This is a genomic window from Janthinobacterium sp. PSPC1-1 (assembly GCF_049897625.1).
Lineage (GTDB): Bacteria > Pseudomonadota > Gammaproteobacteria > Burkholderiales > Burkholderiaceae_D > Janthinobacterium > Janthinobacterium tructae.
In genome coordinates this window covers 131,230-147,396 of record NZ_JAFCWP010000007.1, presented here as the reverse complement: position 1 = coordinate 147,396, position 16,167 = coordinate 131,230, and the positions used below count along the sequence as shown (strand labels likewise).

Genomic DNA, 16,167 nt, shown 5'->3' with positions numbered 1-16,167 from the left:
GCCGGGGCAGGGCAGAAGAGAGTGGCTGCTTACTTCGCTGCTGCGGGCGGCGCTGGGGCGTCCGCTGCCTCTTCATCGCGTTGTTTCTGTTTCTTCTTGCCCAGATCAAATTCCAGTACTTTCCATTGCGGGCCGCGCAGGGCGTTGCCATTGGCCTGGTCGGCGCCGGCGGCCGGCTTCATGTAATAGGTGCTGCCGCCCGTGGTGACTTTCACTTCGCTGGTGACGCCCGCTTCGCGTTTTTCGGTAATCTGTTGTTTGGCGGCGGCCGGCGCCACGGTGATGGGCGCTTCACCCATTTCCTCGATACGTTCGAGCTGTGGCGGCGCTTCGCTCGGTTTGGCCGGCGTCTGGGCGCTGGCGATGGCCGAACATGCCAGCAGGGGCAGGGCGAGGAATGTCCAGAGTGTCGATGTACGCATCATGATGGGTTCGCTTCCATGTGTGGGACTGCAGCGCGTGCAGTGCTGTATTGCCGTCAATTTATCTATAAGGCATTGTAACAAACTGGTAGACAATGCTGCTTAATACGGCTGATTAAATGCGCGGAAATAGGCCCTGTTCACCCGCCGGGCGGCCAGGCGAGGGTTCAGCCATGGCAAATTACGCAAAAAACGCGGGCCCTGTCCCCGGTGGCACGGACCTAAACTCTGCGATAATTGGGCGATATTCCACCCGCCCGCCGCTGTTTTCTTCCCGGCTGGCGCGGCTCACCTTATTTTATTGGCATTATGCAAAACACCCTGCTGTTAGTCGACGGTTCCAGTTACCTTTATCGCGCCTTCCATGCGCTGCCTGACCTGCGCAGCCCGGACGGTTATCCCACGGGCGCCATGCACGGCATGGTCAACATGCTGCGCCGCCTGCGCGCCGATTACCCGGCTGCCTACATCGCTTGCGTGTTCGATGCCAAGGGCAAGACATTCCGCGACGACATGTATCCCGAGTACAAGGCTACGCGCGCCTCGATGCCGGACGACCTGCGCCTGCAGATCGAACCGATCCACGAAGCCGTGCGCGCCATGGGCTGGCCCATCTTGATGGTCGACGGCGTGGAAGCCGATGACGTGATTGGCACTTTGGCCGTGCAGGCCGCTAGCGCCGGCATGAACGTGGTGGTCTCCACGGGCGACAAGGACCTGGCGCAGCTGGTCAACAGCCAGGTGACCTTGATCAATACCATGAGCAATGAAAAGCTCGACGAAGCGGCCGTGCTGGCCAAGTTCGGCGTGCCGCCGAACCGCATCATCGATTATCTGTCGCTGATCGGCGATACGGTCGACAACGTGCCGGGCGTATCGAAATGCGGCCCGAAAACGGCCGTCAAATGGCTGACCCTGTATGACAGCCTGGAAGGCGTCATGGAAAACGCGGCCAAGGTGGGCGGCGCCGTGGGTGAACATCTGCGCACGGCTCTGCCGTGGCTACCGCAGGCGCGTGCCTTGATCACCGTCAAGACCGATTGCGATCTGTCCGGCCACATGACGACGATCGCCGACTCGCTGGTGGCGAAACACGAAGACAAGGAAGCCTTGCTGGCCTTCTTCAACCGCTACGGCTTCAAGGCCCTGCTGCGCGAACTGGGCGCGGCGCCGCCACCGATGTCGCCTGTGGGTGCGCCGGTTACCGGTGCCTCCGCCGCCAACACGACAGGCGATATGTTTGCCGATGCCGCGCCTAAGGTGGAAGCCGTGTATGAAACCGTGTTGACCGATGAGCAGCTGGACAAATGGATCGCCCTGATCGATGCGGCGCCTTTGAGCGCTGTCGATACAGAAACCACCTCGCTGGAACCGATGACGGCGCAAATGGTCGGCATTTCCCTCTCCGTGGCCGAACACGCCGCCTGCTACATCCCGCTGGCGCACGACTACGCGGGCGCGCCGGATCAGTTGACCCGCGAGCACGTGCTGGCGAAACTGCGCCCATGGTTGGAAGATGCGAACAAGCCCAAGCTGGGCCAGAACCTGAAATATGACAGCCATATCTTCGCCAACCATGGTGTGACGTTGCGCGGCATCGCCCACGATACCTTGCTCGAATCGTATGTGTTCGAGTCGCACAAGAAGCACGACATGGACAGCCTGGCCCTGCGCCACCTGAACTACACGACGATCCCGTTCGAGGATGTGTGCGGCAAGGGCGTCAAGCAGATCACGTTTAATCAGGTGGAAGTGGAACAGGCGGCCAGGTATGCGGCCGAGGATGCCGACGTGACCTTGCGCTTGCACAATGCCATGTGGGGCAATGTGGCGAATGATGAAAAACTCACCTTCATCTATGAAAAGATCGAGATGCCGACGGCCGTGGTCTTGCAAAAGATCGAGCGCAACGGCGTGCTGATCGACGATGAATTACTCAACATCCAGTCGGCCGAGCTGGCCGTGAAGATTTTGGAGCTGGAAAAGAAGGCGTATGAACTGGCCGAGCAGCCGTTTAATTTAGGCTCGCCCAAGCAGATCGGCGAAATCTTCTTTGAAAAGTTGAAGTTGCCGGTAATTAAAAAAACCCCGACGGGAGCGCCCTCGACGGATGAAGAAGTGCTGCAAAAGCTGGCCGAGGATTATCCGCTGCCCAAAGTGCTGCTCGAATACCGTGGCATGGCCAAGCTGAAGTCGACCTACACGGACAAATTGCCGAAGATGATCAACGTCACGACGGGCAGGGTGCACACGAACTATGCGCAAGCCGTGGCCGTGACGGGGCGCTTGGCGTCGAACGACCCGAACTTGCAGAATATTCCCATCCGCAGCGCGGAAGGCCGGCGCATCCGCGAAGCGTTCATCGCGCCGCCGGGCAGCCACATCGTTTCGGCCGACTATTCGCAGATCGAATTGCGCATCATGGCGCATATTTCGGGCGATGAAGCCATGCTGCGCGCGTTTGCCGACGGCATCGACATTCACCGCGCCACGGCCGCTGAAATCTTTGGCGTGCCGGCCGCGGAAGTGCAGAGCGAACAGCGCCGCTACGCCAAGGTCATCAACTTCGGTTTGATCTACGGCATGAGCGCGTTCGGCCTGGCCGGTAACCTGGGCGTGGACCGCACGGCCGCGCAAAGTTATATCGACCGCTACTTTGCGCGTTTCTCGGGCGTGAAACAGTATATGGAAGACACGCGCCAGCAAGCGAAAGCGCGCGGCTACGTGGAAACCGTGTTCGGCCGCCGTCTGTGGTTGCCGGAAATCAATTCGCCGAACGGCCCGCGCCGCCAGGGCGCGGAACGGGCCGCCATCAATGCACCGATGCAAGGCACGGCGGCGGACCTGATCAAGCTGGCCATGATCGCCGTGCAAGGCTGGCTGGAAACGGACGGCTTGCAAACAAAAATGATCATGCAGGTGCACGATGAACTGGTGCTGGAAGTGCCGGACGCGGAGCTGGAACTGGTCAAGCGCAAGCTGCCGGAACTGATGGCGGGCGTGGCCGCGTTGAAGGTGCCGCTGACGGCCGAGGTAGGTATCGGTAAGAATTGGGACGAAGCGCATTAATAGTGTGAGGTAGCAGCAATGACCGTAGGTCGGCTTAGCGCGCAGCGCGTAAGCCGACATTTTTTGTCAACACACCCTTCAGGAGAAACGCATGAGCGACATGATCACCGATTGTGAAAGTTTGCTGGGCCAGAGCAGCCTGTCCGGGCCGGACGGCCGGCGTGGTTTCCTGAAGGTAGCGCTGGGCGCGGGATTTGCCGTGGCCGTGCTGCCCGTGGCGGCGCAAAACGTCATCAAGACGGATTCCGCCGGGCTCGTCACGGGCAGCATGTCGGTGATGGTCGATGGCCAGGCCGTGCCCGTGTATGCGGCCCAGCCGGAGGGCAAGACGGGTTTGCCCGTCGTGTTGGTCATTTCGGAAATCTTTGGCGTGCATGAACATATCGCCGACATGGCGCGCCGCTTCGCCAAGCAGGGGTATCTGGCGCTGGCGCCCGATCTGTTCGTGCGCCAGGGCGACCCCACCAAAGTCGCCAGCATCCCGGAGTTGATGAAAGGCATCATTGCCAAGACGCCAGACGCGCAAGTGATGGCGGACCTCGATGCTGTCGTTGCATGGGCAAAACAGAATGGCGGCGACACGAGCCGCCTGGGCATGACGGGCTTTTGCTGGGGCGGCCGTATCACGTGGCTGTACGCGGCGCACAATCCTGCCGTAAAGGCGGGCGTGGCCTGGTATGGCCGCCTGGTGGGCGAAGCGACTCCCTTGCAGCCGAGCAACCCCATCGATATCGCCCCGACCTTGAAAGTCCCCGTGCTGGGCTTGTATGGCGGCAAGGATACGGGCATCAGCCAGGAATCGATCGCGAAGATGAAAGACGCGCTGGCCAAGGGCGGCAACAAGTCGGAATTCGTCGTGTACCCCGATGCGGGCCACGCCTTCAACGCCGATTACCGCCCCAGCTACGTGGCGGCCGATGCAAAAGACGGCTATGCGCGTTGTTTAGCTTGGTTCAAGAGCCACGGTGTGGCGTGATCTGCAGCAGAAAAACACCGCATTTCCCAGAAGTTAACGCGAAAGGCGCACCGGGCTGTAAAATGCCCGCTGCGCGCCAATGCAGTACAATTGCATCTTCATCGCGCTACGCTGCCGCCAGACGCGCAAATGTAAATAATAGATAACAACGCATTCATCAGGCCAGACGCCAGCATCGCGGCGCCAGTGACCCGGCGCCATTTTGAGGTAAGAAAATCATCGATCCCGTCCTTATATCCATTTTGCTCGCGACCACGCTCGCGGGCGTGTTGAGCATTACCGCGGCGGCGATCTTTTCGTTTGCATTCCTGTCCAAGGTGGTCGAGCGCATGGTCAGCTTGTCCGTCGGCATCATGTTGTCGACGTCATTGCTGCACGCCTTGCCCGAAGCGTTCGAATCGCAGGCCGATCCGCGCAGCCTGTTCGCCACCTTGCTGGCGGGCTTGCTGGCCTTTTTCATGCTGGAAAAATTCGCCATTCTGCGCCATTCGCACCACCACGAAGGCGATGGCCACCACCATGCGCACGGCCACGACAAGCACGAGGCGGGCAAGGCCGGCTGGATGATCCTCGTCGGTGACGGCATGCACAATTTTACGGACGGCATCCTGATCGCCGCCGCCTTCCTGGCCGACCCGAAACTGGGCCTGGTCACTGGCCTGGCCATCATAGCGCATGAAATCCCGCAGGAAATCGGCGATTTTATCGTACTGCTCAATGCCGGTTTCTCGCGCCTGCGTGCCTACATCTTCAATCTGCTGTGCAGCCTGATGGCGGTGGCGGGCGGCTTGCTTGGCTATTTCACCCTGGACCGCGCCAGCAATCTGATTCCTTATGTGCTCGTGTTCGCCTCGTCCGGCTTCATTTATATTGCCCTGTCCGACCTGATGCCGCAGATGCAGCGCCGCGCCACCCTGCGCGAAACCATCCCGCAAGTGCTGCTGATCGGATTGGGCGTGTGCATCGTGCTGTTCCTGACGCATAAGCGCCACGGCGGTTGATGCGCCGTTTTACCGGCGCAGTGCCACCTATGCTATATTGCCTTTTTGACTAACTTGAACAGAAAGGAGGAAAATATGGAAATTTTTATGCTCGCCCTATGGGATGCGCGTTCTTTAAGCGCATTTGCCCGCTCTTGCCCACGTTCTATCGCGCTGCGATAACCTGGCCAGAGCAAAGTTACCCTCCTAGACGAGTCCTTTCCTGGTACTCTGTTGTCGTTAGCGCTCCTGTTAACGCGGATGCTTGCATCCCGAACAAAGACAAGAGCCATGACTACCCTTATCTCTACCCAAGCTTTACAGCTGGACACCCACGACGGTTTCCTCTTCAACGAACTCGCCTTTACCTTGCGCCAGGGCGACCGCATCGGCCTGATCGGCCACAATGGCTGCGGCAAATCCACCTTGCTGGGATTGCTCAGCGGCACGCGGGAAGCCACGTCCGGCACCATCCATGTCGCTCGTGCCTGCCGTTTGCAGCACGTGGAACAGCACTTGCCGGCCGAACTTGCCAACCTGAGCCTGTACGACGCCTTGCTGGCGCCCGTGCTGGAGCAGCCGGAATTGCATTGGCGGATCGACAGCCTGCTGGCCGAGTTAGGCTTCGAGCACGAGACGGCGCAAGTGCCCGTGCATTCCTTGTCCGGCGGCCAGCACACGCGGCTGCTGCTGGGGCGTGCCCTGCTGCAGGAACCGAACGTGCTGCTGCTCGACGAGCCGAGCAATCACCTGGACTTGCCATCGCTGCTGTGGCTGGAGCAATTCCTGCTGGCCTGGCGCGGCGCCTTCATCCTCGTCTCGCACGACCAGCGCCTGCTCGACAACGTGGCCACGCGCAGCTGGATCTTGCGCGATAGCCGGCTGTACGATTTCGACTTGCCGTGCGGCCCCGCGCTGGCGGCGCTGGCCGAAGCCGATCTTGCCGCTGCCGCCAGGCATGCGGCCGAACAGAAGGAAATCGACCGCCTGGCCGTCAGCAGCACCCGCCTGGCGCTGTGGGGCAAGATCTACGATAACGTCGGCATGGCGCGCAAGGCCAAGAGCATGCAGCGGCGCATCGACAAGCTGCAGGATGAACAGTCGTTCGTCAGCGATGGCGCACCCTGGCGCCTGATCCTGCGCGGCAAGGCGCTGGCGGCCGACCAGCTGCTGGCGCTCGATGGGCTGGCGGTGCGCGCCGTACCGGCCTCGCCGCTGCTGTTCCAGGTGGGCCAGCTGTGGCTGAAACCGGGCGACCGGGTCGCCTTGCTGGGCGCCAACGGCAGTGGCAAGTCGTCGCTGCTGCGCCTGTGCTGGCAAGCGATCCAGGCACAGGAGGAACGCAGCGACTTGCGCTACCACCACGCGGCCAACATCGGTTACTACGACCAGTCGCTCAGGCAACTGGCCGATACGGCCGACCTGTCCGACGCCCTGTACCCGTTTGCCGTGCAAAACGAGGCGGCGCGCAGCCAGGTGGCGCGCAAGCAGGCGTTGATCTCGGCCGGTTTCCCGTATGCGCGCCATGGCCAGACGGTGGCCACCCTGAGTGGCGGCGAGCGGGCGCGGCTGCTGTTCCTGGGGCTGTCGCTGGCCAGCTATCATTTATTGTTGCTCGATGAACCCAGCAACCACCTGGATATGCAGGGCAAGGCGGAACTGGGGCAAGCCTTGCGCGGCTTCGAGGGAGGCTGCCTGCTGGTATCGCACGACCGCGACCTGATCGAGACGGCGTGCAACCGTTTTTGGGTGGTGGCCGATGGCCAGCTGGAAGAGTGGCCGGACGCGGCCAGCGCTTATGCACGGCTGAGCGCCGAGGATGGGCCGGCGTTGCCGCCCGCGCCGCGCGTGGAGCATGCGTCTGCGGTGCTGACGGACATCGACGTGCAACTGGAGCGTTTGTGCGAACTGGAGCAATTGCTGGCGGAAGACCTGGCGAGAAAACCGCGCCACCAGAAGCCGGCCAGCCAGCAGGCGTGGCAGGCGGAACTGGAACAGTTGAGTCAGGCGCTGGGGATAACGTCATAGTTATCCACTGGATATGAAAAAGCGGACCGAGGTCCGCTTTTTTTAGTTACCCGTCGCCACCGGCCGCGCCGGATCGGCGCACCATTCGCTCCACGAACCCGGATACAGGGCCGCGCCGCTTAAACCGGCCACTTCCAGGGCCAGCAAGTTGTGGCAGGCCGTCACGCCGGAGCCGCATTGCATGATGGCCGCCTCGGGTTTGTCGATCAGGCCGGCGAATTCCTGTTCCAGTTCCTGGGCCGACTTGAAACGGCCGTCCGCCTGCAAGTTATCCTTGAAGAAACGGTTTTTCGCGCCGGGGATGTGGCCGCCCAAGGGGTCGATGGTTTCGTTTTCACCGCGATACCGGTCGGGGGCGCGCGCGTCGATCACCGTCAAGGCCTGGGTTTCCAGGTTGGCAATCACGTCCTGCACGCTGACCGTGCGCGTCAGGCTGGCTTTTTCCGTCAGCTTGCCGACAGGGCGTGGCGCCACGGGCGTGACCAGCGGCAAGCCTTGTGCCTGCCAGGCGGCCAGGCCGCCGTCGAGCACGGCGACGGCAGGATGGCCGAGCCAGCGCAGCAGCCACCACAAACGGGCGGCGAACATGCCGCCCTGGCCGTCATAGGCGACCACTTGCGTGTCGTCGTCGATGCCCCAACTGCGCAAGGTGGCCAGCAGGGCGTTGCGCTCGGGCAAGGGATGCCGTCCGGTAAATTTGGGTCCGCGCGCCGTCTTGGGGCCGGACAGGGCCGTGTCGATGTCGGCAAACTGCGCGTTCTGGATGTGGCCGGCGGCAAACGCGTCGCTGCCGGCCGTGGGGTTGAGCAACTCGTGGCGGCAATCGAGAATGACCCAGTCGCTGTCATTCAGGTGGCTGGCCAGTTCGCTGGCCTGGATCAAGGTGGTGTACATCAGGAACGCTCCTTTACACTTCGCTGGCAATGGGATCCGTGCGCGCGATCGCTGCGCCACGGGCCGTGTTGCGGGTATTGTAATAGGTGGCGGCGATGCCAGAAGCGAGAATGATGCCGATGCCGGCCCAGCCGTGCCAGTCGAACAGGTCGCCAAAGATCACCACGCCCCAGAAGCTGGAAAAGACGATGCCCGTGTATTGTAAATTGGCAACCACGAGGGTCTTGCCCAGGCGATAGGCACGCGTCATGGCCATCTGCGCCATGGTGGCGCACAGGCCGATGGCGGCCAGCAAGCCGATGCCATAGGCACTTGTGTGCGCATGCCAGACGACGGGGCCGCCGCCGGCGCTGGCCACGTGGCCGATCACGCCGGCGAGGAAGTTGACGACCGAGAAATAAAACACGACGCGGTATTCGGGTTCGCCCAGCAAGCCCAGTTTGCGCACCTGCAAGTAGGCAAGGGCCGACAGCATGCCGGAAATCAAGGCCGTGACGGCGCCGCCCACCTGGTCCGTCTCGAACACGGGTTGCAGCAGCAGAGTCACGCCGACAAAGCTCATGGCAATCGCCGCCACCAGCGGCCACTCGACTTGCTTCGTCGCTTTCCACCATCCGCCCGTCAGCAGGATCACGGCAATCCAGATGGGCGCCATGTAATTGAGGGTCATGGCCGTAGCCAGTGGCAGGATGGCGATGGCATAAAACCACAGCCACAGGGCGATCACGCCCACCACGCCGCGCCACAGATGCTGGCCCGGCATCGTCGTTTTAAAGCTGCCGCCCTGGTACAAAATCGTGCAGCTCATGACGCTCATGCCGATGATGCCGCGGTACATGACGATTTCGGAGGTCGAATACATATCCGACGCCAGTTTGACGCACACGCCCATGATGGCAAACATGAAACTGGCGAATAACATCCAAAGCGATTGCATGAGTAAATCCTGGTAATGAAAATGAAAAAGGCCGCACGAGGCGGCCCTTGAGGGAATTACAGTTCGATATTGTTGCGGTACCACTCGTGGAAGTGCTGCATGCCGTCTTCCATCGGTGACTGGTAAGGACCCACTTCGTTCTCGCCGCGCGCCATCAGGGCCTTGCGGCCCGCATCCATGCGCAGGGCGATTTCATCGTCCTCGACGCAGGTTTCCATGTAGGCAGCCCGTTCCGCTTCGACGAAGTCGCGCTCGAACAGCACGATTTCCTCTGGGTAATAGAACTCCACCACGTTGCGCGTCTTTTGCGGACCGTCGGGCCACAGGGTCGAGACGATCAGCACGTGCGGATACCATTCGACCATGATGTTCGGATACAAGGTCAGCCAGATGGCACCATATGGCGGCACTTCGCCGCCACGGAATTGCAGCACCTGCTCCTGCCATTTTTTATAGGCAGGCGAACCGGCCTGCTGCAGGCCGCGGTGCACGCCCACCGTTTGTACGCTGTAATCCTTGCCGAATTCCCAGCGCAGGTCGTCGCAGCTGACAAAGCTGCCCAGGCCCGGGTGGAACGGTTCCACGTGATAATCCTCGAGGTAGACTTCGATGAAGGTCTTCCAGTTGTAGTCGCACTCGTGGATTTCCACGTGGTCGAACATATAGCCGGAAAAATCGAGGTCTTTCGAGACGGACAAATCTTTCAATTTTTCCATCACGTTGTAGCCATTTTGCTCGAACAGCAAGCCATTCCAGCTTTGCAGCGGCGTTTTCGACAGGTTCAGGCACGGCGTCTCGGGGAAATGCGGCGCGCCGATCAGTTCACCCTTGAGGTCGTAGGTCCAGCGGTGCAGCGGGCAGACGATGTTATTTGCATTGCCGCGGCCATTGAACATCAGCGCCTGCCGGTGGCGGCACACGTTGGACAGCACTTCGATACCATTGGCGTTGCGCACGAGCATACGCCCTTCGTTCTCAGACGCCAGGGTCGCAAAATCGCCGGTTTCCGGCACCATCAGCGCATGCCCGACATAACGCGGGCCGGCTTGGAACAATTGCTGCATTTCACGCTGCAACAGCGTTTCGTCAAAATAGACGTGGACCGGAAGTTGCGCGTTTGAACGCGCCAGCTTGGCGTGAGTAGCCAGATCGGACATCCCAACCCCCCATAAATGTACAACGGTCAGCAGTGCCCCAGGCCATTCCCTGGGCAACCGCTACAGAGAGAAAGAATCCGCAAAGACCTGAATTCAAATTTGTTGAAACGGTATTTCGGACAGAACCGGCGATTATAGCGCGTATCGGCCTCGGCATTACCAAACCCCTTCGGCAAATAGGCTACTTTAATGATAAACATTGTCATTTAGCGTGCAATTTCCGACCGATGGGGGCGATTGCGCTAGAATTGACTGCCAAGCTGGCAACGTCTTCCCCTTTGAACACGCCGATTGCGCTTTAGTTTTCACTTAATAGTGTGGTTTGTTCTAAAATAACGCTTCTATGCTGGCCGGGAGTCCCCGGCGTCTCCCTACATACCCCTCGTGCCACGAAGAGATCTGAGTCTATGTCGAAGAAATTAACTGCCGCTGCCGCAGCGCCGGCCTCGTTTGAAGAGGCAATGGCGGAACTGGCGCAGCTGGTAACGCAAATGGAAGCGGGCCAGTTGCCGCTGGAAGCATCGGTCGCGGCGTATCAGCGCGGCTCGGAACTGGTCAAGTATTGCGCCACCCAGCTCGATAGCGTCGAGGCGCAAGTGAAAGTACTGGAAGGCGACATGTTGAAACCGTTCGTGGATGCCGGCGAGGCCGCGCAATGATGGCCAGCGTACAGCAAGACGGCGTCACCTTCGGCGACTGGATGCAAGCGACCCAGTCCGGTGTGGAAGGCCGGCTCGAGCAATTTCTGCCTGCGGCGGGCGCCGTACCGCACAAGTTGCACGCGGCCATGCGCTATGCGCTGCTGGGCGGCGGCAAGCGCGTGCGTCCGTTGCTGGTGATGGCGGCCGGTGAATTGTTTGATGCCGATCAAGATACCCTCGCGCGCGCCGCTTGCGCCTTGGAAATGATTCACGTGTATTCGCTGGTGCACGACGACATGCCGTGCATGGATGACGATGCCTTGCGCCGTGGCAAGCCCACCGTGCACATCGCCTACGATGAAGCGACGGCCCTGCTGGTCGGTGACGCGCTGCAATCGCAGGCGTTCATGCTGCTGGCCGACGGCGCGGCGATTCCTCCGGGGCGGCAAATGGCGATGATCAAGCTGCTGGCGCACGCTTCCGGGTCAAGCGGCATGTGCGGCGGCCAGGCGATCGATCTCGACAGCGTTGGCCTGGCCTTGACCCTGCCGCAGCTGGAACAGATGCATCAACTCAAAACGGGCGCCTTGCTGCGCGCGGCCGTGATTCTGGGCGCGCTGGCGGGCAAGGACCTGGCGCCGGACGAGATGACGGCGCTGAACGCGTATGCGCGCGCCGTCGGCCTGGCATTCCAGGTGGTGGACGACGTGCTCGACGCCACGGCCGATTCGGCCACCCTGGGCAAGACGGCGGGCAAGGATGCGGCCGCCAACAAGCCCACTTACGTATCGATACTGGGGCTGGAGCCATCGAGAGCCCTGGCAGAACAATTGCGGTGCGACGCCCATGCGGCGCTGGCGCCATTCGGGGACAAGGCACGCCGTCTGCGCGAGCTGGCAGACCTGGTCGTGCAGCGGAAGGCATAAATGAAACTGTTAGAAACCATCAATGAACCAGCGCAAGTGCGCAAGCTGGCCCGCTCGCAACTGGTGCCGCTGGCGCAGGAATTGCGCAGCTTCCTGCTCGACTCCGTTTCCAAGACGGGCGGCCACTTGTCGTCCAACTTGGGCACGGTCGAGCTGACCGTCGCGCTGCACTACGTGTTCAACACGCCGCACGACCGCATCGTCTGGGACGTGGGCCACCAGACCTATTCGCACAAGATTTTGACGGGCCGGCGCGAGCGCATGCACACCCTGCGCCAGAAGGATGGCATTTCCGGTTTTCCGAAGCGCGACGAGAGCGAGTACGACACCTTCGGCACGGCGCACTCGTCGACGTCCATTTCTGCCGCGCTGGGCATGGCGCAGGCCGCCAAGATCAAGGGCGACCCGCTGCACGCGATCGCCGTGATCGGCGACGGTTCGATGACGGCCGGCATGGCTTTCGAGGCGATGAACAATGCAGGCGTGCAAGAAGACATCAACCTGCTGGTGATCCTGAACGACAACGACATGTCGATCTCGCCGCCCGTGGGCGCGCTGAACCGCCACCTGGCGCGGCTGATGTCGGGCCAGTTCTATGCGGCGGCGAAAAATGTCGGCAAGTCCGTCTTGCCCGGCCCCGTACTGGAATTGGCGAAGCGCTTCGAAGAGCATGCCAAGGGCATGGTCGTGCCCGCCACCATGTTCGAGGAATTCGGTTTTAACTATATCGGTCCCATCGATGGCCACGACCTCGATTCGCTGATCCCGACCTTGCAAAATATCAAGCAATTGAAGGGTCCGCAATTCCTGCACGTGGTCACCAAGAAGGGGCAAGGCTACAAGCTGGCCGAGGCCGAACCGATCTTGTATCACGGCACGCCGAAGTTCAATCCACTGGAAGGCATCAAGCCGGCCACGGCGCCGGGCAAGATGACGTACACGGAAGTGTTCGGTAACTGGCTGTGCGACATGGCCGCGCACGACAAGCGCCTGGTGGGCATCACGCCGGCCATGCGCGAAGGCTCGGGCATGGTCAAGTTCGAACAGCAATTTCCGAACCGCTACTTTGACGTTGGTATTGCCGAACAGCATTCCGTGACCTTCGCTGCGGGCCTGGCTTGCGAGGGATTGAAACCCGTCGTGGCCATCTATTCGACTTTCCTGCAGCGCGCCTACGATCAGCTGATCCACGACGTGGCGCTGCAAAACCTGGACGTGACGTTCGCGCTGGATCGCGCCGGCCTGGTGGGTGCCGACGGCGCCACGCACGCGGGCAACTACGACATGGCGTTCTTGCGCTGCATCCCGAACATGGTCGTCATGGCCGCGTCCGACGAAAACGAATGCCGGCAAATGCTGACGACGGGCTACCACTATCCGGGCCCGGCAGCCATCCGCTATCCGCGCGGCGCCGGTGCCGGCGTGGCCATCGTGCCGGAACTGACCAGCATCGAGATCGGCAAGGGCGAGCTCAAGCGCCAGGGCAAGCGCATCGCCATCCTGGCCTTCGGTTCCATGGTGGCGCCGAGCGTGGCAGCGGGCGAGAAGCTCGACGCGACGGTTGCCAACATGCGCTTCGTCAAGCCGCTCGACGTGGCGCTGGTGAAGCAACTGGCGGCCGAGCACGATTATCTGGTGACGGTGGAAGAGGGCTGCATCATGGGCGGCGCCGGTTCGGCCGTAGCCGAGGCCCTGGCAGCGGAAGGGATCGTCAAGCCGATTTTGATGCTGGGCCTGCCGGACGTCTTCATCGACCATGGCGACCCCGTGCAACTGCTGAAAAGCGTGGGCCTGGACGCTGCCGGCATCGCCGCCTCGATCGAGCAGCGTTTTCCAGCAGTCGGGCCGCGCCTGGCGATGGTCAGCTAAGACGCTCAAGCAAGATACCAGCGGCACTGCGGTGCCGCTTTTTTTTGTCTGGCGAGATTTTACGCTGCACTGCAACATTTTTTATCCGGGAATGCTACGATGACGCTTTGATACCTTCTCAAAGTCCACCTTGCATTTCAGGAAACTTCACCGCCGTTCGCGTGCACTGGCCGGCCGCTGGCTGACGGGCATGCACGCCTACACTGATAAGCTGTCGCAGCGCCGTCCCCTGTGGATGGTCACTCTGGCCATCGACGAAACGAATCTGTCCGAGGGCTTGCGGGCCGCCTGTGCTTCCAGCGCCATGCTGCTGCTGGGCCTGCTGTTCGATCAACCCGATTTTTCCTGGGCCGCCATCGGCGCCTTCTGGACCTGCCTGGCCGACGCGGCTGGTACGCGGCGCATGCGTTTTGTCTCAATGCTGGGCTTCGGCCTGCTGTCGACGGTGGCCGGCGGCCTGACGGCGCTGGCGGCCGGCCATGGCGTGGCGACGGCCGCCATTGCCGTGCTGCTGTTTTCCTGGGCCGGCGCGCTGGCGCGCATCTGGGGCGCGGCCACGGCGCAAGTGGCCATCCTGGCGGCCACGGCTTGCGTGGTGATGGTCACGCACCCATTGGAATCGATGACGCAGACGGCGCCCTTCCTGGGTCTCTACATGTTCGGCTGCCTGTTTGCCACGGTGCTCAGTTTTACCGTCTGGCGCATCCACCCGTTCAGCCCTGCCAGGCGCGCCATCCGCGCCGCGTATTCGCGCCTGGCCGGCATCGCGCGCGACAATGCGCGCTTCCTCGAACATGACGCGCCGCAGGCGGACGCCGCTGCGCATGGCGCCAGCTACCGTTCGCAGGCGCGCGCCGCGCTGGAAGCGGCGCGCGTGGCGCTGGCCGCCGTGCCGCCCGCGCGCGCGGGCCGCAGCGCCTTGTACGACAACCTGCTGCTGGCGCTCAGCGACGCCGAGCGCATCTTCGCTTATCTGATCGCCGTCACGCATACGTGCGAGCGCGAGCAGCAGCGCCTGCGCCGGGACCCGCGCGCGCGGCGCAGCCTGGAAGTGATGGCCGTGCTGCTGCGCCGCCTGGGGCAGGCCGTGCAGCGCCAGCCGGAAACGCCGCCCCTGGAATTGCAGCGCCGCCTGGCGGGCTGCGGACGGCGCCTGGAAGCGTCGCTGGGCGCCTTGCTGCCGCTGCGCCTGAACGTGGACTTCATGGAACTGGGCTTGCCGCGCGCGGCGCAGCTGCCGTGGCGCGAGGCGGCCTTCCTGGCGCTGGGGCAGGCGTGGCAGACGGCGAAAGTCAACGCCACGCCGCAGTCGCTGAGCTGGCGCCATGCGGCGCGCGTGTCGCTGGCGACGACGGCCGGCTTCCTGCTGGTCGAGGCGCTGCATATTCCGTTCGGCTACTGGGCCACCATGGCGACCTTGCTGATACTGCAGCCGTCCGTGTCGACCACCTGGCCGCGCGGCATCGAGCGGGTCGCTGGCAGCGTGCTGGGCGCCGTGCTGGCCGTGCTGATCGGCCTGGTCATTTACACGCCGCTGGGCATCTCGCTGGTGGTGTTTCCCCTGATCGTCGCCACCATGGCCTTGCGCCGCGTCAGCTACAGCCTGCACGTGCTGTTCATGACGCCCGCCTTCGTGCTGGTGGCCGACTATGCGGCCCCGGCCAGCGAGATGGTGTATGCGGCCAGCCGCCTGGGCAACAATGTGCTCGGTTGCGTGCTGGCCCTGCTGGCCACGTTTTTCCTGTGGCCGGATCGCGAAGCGGACGACCTGGACCAGCGTCTGGCGAAAGCCGTGTCGGCCAACCTGAAATACCTGCTGGCCGTGCTGGCGGCCGGTGGGAAATGGGATAGCGCCATCGCGCACCTGCGCCGCGAGGCGGGGCTGGCCAGCAATAACGCGGAACAGGTGCTGCAGCGCCTGCGCATCGAACGCCGCCTCGACCGCAGCAGCGGCGTGGGCCTGGCGGCGCTGCGCACCTTGCCGCTGTTGCGCCGCGTGGCGGGCAGCACGGCGCGCATCAGTCTGAGTCCCCAGGCCGAGCCGGCGCCGCCCGAGCTGCAGCAGTGGATTGCCGAGGTCAGTGCTGAAATGGATGCCTTGCTGCGCGGTGTCCCTCCTGCATCCGCGCCCGGGCCCTGTGCGGCCGAGGGTTTGACTGCCTTGCAGGCCGACGCCGTGGGGCAAGTGCAGTTGTTGCGTGGCTTGCTGCGCGAGCATGTGCATGCGCAGCCGTCCAGGGTGGCGGCTCCCGCATAAGCGAGCGGCGT

The 16,167-nt window shown here is 62.4% G+C and carries 12 protein-coding genes; 8 read left to right on the top strand and 4 right to left on the bottom strand.

The features are described from left to right. Positions 1-29 precede the first annotated feature (29 nt). Complete coding sequence (locus ACP7EG_RS21550) at positions 30-425, bottom strand: hypothetical protein (RefSeq protein ID WP_096233830.1); 396 nt, start codon at positions 423-425, stop codon at positions 30-32. Positions 426-731: 306 nt separating this feature from the next. On the opposite strand from ACP7EG_RS21550, the gene polA reads away from it, so the two are divergent. From polA to ACP7EG_RS21530, 4 genes are all read left to right on the top strand, one after another. Continuing rightward, complete coding sequence (gene polA / locus ACP7EG_RS21545) at positions 732-3,491, top strand: DNA polymerase I (protein ID WP_426089230.1); 2,760 nt, start codon at positions 732-734, stop codon at positions 3,489-3,491. Between the two features lie 91 nt (positions 3,492-3,582). Then, positions 3,583-4,467 (top strand): dienelactone hydrolase family protein, encoded by an 885-nt coding sequence (locus tag ACP7EG_RS21540; protein WP_426089229.1) that lies wholly within the window; start codon positions 3,583-3,585, stop codon positions 4,465-4,467. A gap of 242 nt (positions 4,468-4,709) precedes the next feature. After that, positions 4,710-5,468 carry a ZIP family metal transporter gene (locus ACP7EG_RS21535; protein WP_096233833.1) on the top strand — a complete coding sequence of 253 codons (759 nt, stop codon included), beginning with the start codon at positions 4,710-4,712 and terminating at the stop codon, positions 5,466-5,468. 270 nt (positions 5,469-5,738) lie between these two features. Next, positions 5,739-7,475 carry an ABC-F family ATP-binding cassette domain-containing protein gene (locus tag ACP7EG_RS21530; protein WP_426089228.1) on the top strand — a complete coding sequence of 579 codons (1,737 nt, stop codon included), beginning with the start codon at positions 5,739-5,741 and terminating at the stop codon, positions 7,473-7,475. Positions 7,476-7,517: 42 nt separating this feature from the next. Here ACP7EG_RS21530 and ACP7EG_RS21525 read toward each other — a convergent pair whose 3' ends face one another. The 3 genes from ACP7EG_RS21525 to ACP7EG_RS21515 are packed head-to-tail and all read right to left on the bottom strand — an operon-like array spanning position 7,518 to position 10,463. Further along, the gene (locus ACP7EG_RS21525; protein WP_426089227.1) at positions 7,518-8,369 is read right to left on the bottom strand and encodes a sulfurtransferase; all 852 of its coding nucleotides are present in this window, start codon (positions 8,367-8,369) and stop codon (positions 7,518-7,520) included. Between the two features lie 13 nt (positions 8,370-8,382). After that, a complete protein-coding gene (locus ACP7EG_RS21520) occupies positions 8,383-9,306 on the bottom strand; it encodes a DMT family transporter (protein ID WP_426089226.1) in 924 nt (307 codons plus the stop codon). 56 nt (positions 9,307-9,362) lie between these two features. Next, the gene (locus ACP7EG_RS21515) at positions 9,363-10,463 is read right to left on the bottom strand and encodes an aromatic ring-hydroxylating oxygenase subunit alpha (RefSeq protein WP_426089225.1); all 1,101 of its coding nucleotides are present in this window, start codon (positions 10,461-10,463) and stop codon (positions 9,363-9,365) included. A gap of 407 nt (positions 10,464-10,870) precedes the next feature. Here ACP7EG_RS21515 and ACP7EG_RS21510 point away from each other — a divergent pair, with 407 nt between their 5' ends. From ACP7EG_RS21510 to ACP7EG_RS21495, 4 genes are all read left to right on the top strand, one after another. Next, positions 10,871-11,122, top strand: coding sequence for an exodeoxyribonuclease VII small subunit (locus tag ACP7EG_RS21510; protein ID WP_046683420.1), 252 nt, complete (start codon positions 10,871-10,873; stop codon positions 11,120-11,122). Then, positions 11,119-12,030, top strand: coding sequence for a polyprenyl synthetase family protein (locus tag ACP7EG_RS21505; RefSeq protein ID WP_426089224.1), 912 nt, complete (start codon positions 11,119-11,121; stop codon positions 12,028-12,030). The genes ACP7EG_RS21510 and ACP7EG_RS21505 overlap by 4 nt, the downstream gene beginning before the upstream one ends. Next, positions 12,031-13,899 (top strand): 1-deoxy-D-xylulose-5-phosphate synthase, encoded by a 1,869-nt coding sequence (gene dxs / locus ACP7EG_RS21500; RefSeq protein WP_426089223.1) that lies wholly within the window; start codon positions 12,031-12,033, stop codon positions 13,897-13,899. It begins immediately after the preceding gene. A gap of 190 nt (positions 13,900-14,089) precedes the next feature. Then, complete coding sequence (locus tag ACP7EG_RS21495; protein ID WP_426089222.1) at positions 14,090-16,156, top strand: FUSC family protein; 2,067 nt, start codon at positions 14,090-14,092, stop codon at positions 16,154-16,156. Positions 16,157-16,167: the final 11 nt, after the last annotated feature.

Coding starts and splice junctions, on each gene's coding strand:
- ACP7EG_RS21495 (WP_426089222.1), top strand. CDS start 14,090: ATGCACGCCTACACTGATAAGCTGTCGCAGCGCCGTCCCCTGTGGATG.
- ACP7EG_RS21550 (WP_096233830.1), bottom strand. CDS start 425: ATGATGCGTACATCGACACTCTGGACATTCCTCGCCCTGCCCCTGCTG.
- ACP7EG_RS21510 (WP_046683420.1), top strand. CDS start 10,871: ATGTCGAAGAAATTAACTGCCGCTGCCGCAGCGCCGGCCTCGTTTGAA.
- ACP7EG_RS21505 (WP_426089224.1), top strand. CDS start 11,119: ATGATGGCCAGCGTACAGCAAGACGGCGTCACCTTCGGCGACTGGATG.
- ACP7EG_RS21520 (WP_426089226.1), bottom strand. CDS start 9,306: ATGCAATCGCTTTGGATGTTATTCGCCAGTTTCATGTTTGCCATCATG.
- dxs (WP_426089223.1), top strand. CDS start 12,031: ATGAAACTGTTAGAAACCATCAATGAACCAGCGCAAGTGCGCAAGCTG.
- ACP7EG_RS21515 (WP_426089225.1), bottom strand. CDS start 10,463: ATGTCCGATCTGGCTACTCACGCCAAGCTGGCGCGTTCAAACGCGCAA.
- ACP7EG_RS21530 (WP_426089228.1), top strand. CDS start 5,739: ATGACTACCCTTATCTCTACCCAAGCTTTACAGCTGGACACCCACGAC.
- ACP7EG_RS21540 (WP_426089229.1), top strand. CDS start 3,583: ATGAGCGACATGATCACCGATTGTGAAAGTTTGCTGGGCCAGAGCAGC.
- polA (WP_426089230.1), top strand. CDS start 732: ATGCAAAACACCCTGCTGTTAGTCGACGGTTCCAGTTACCTTTATCGC.
- ACP7EG_RS21525 (WP_426089227.1), bottom strand. CDS start 8,369: ATGTACACCACCTTGATCCAGGCCAGCGAACTGGCCAGCCACCTGAAT.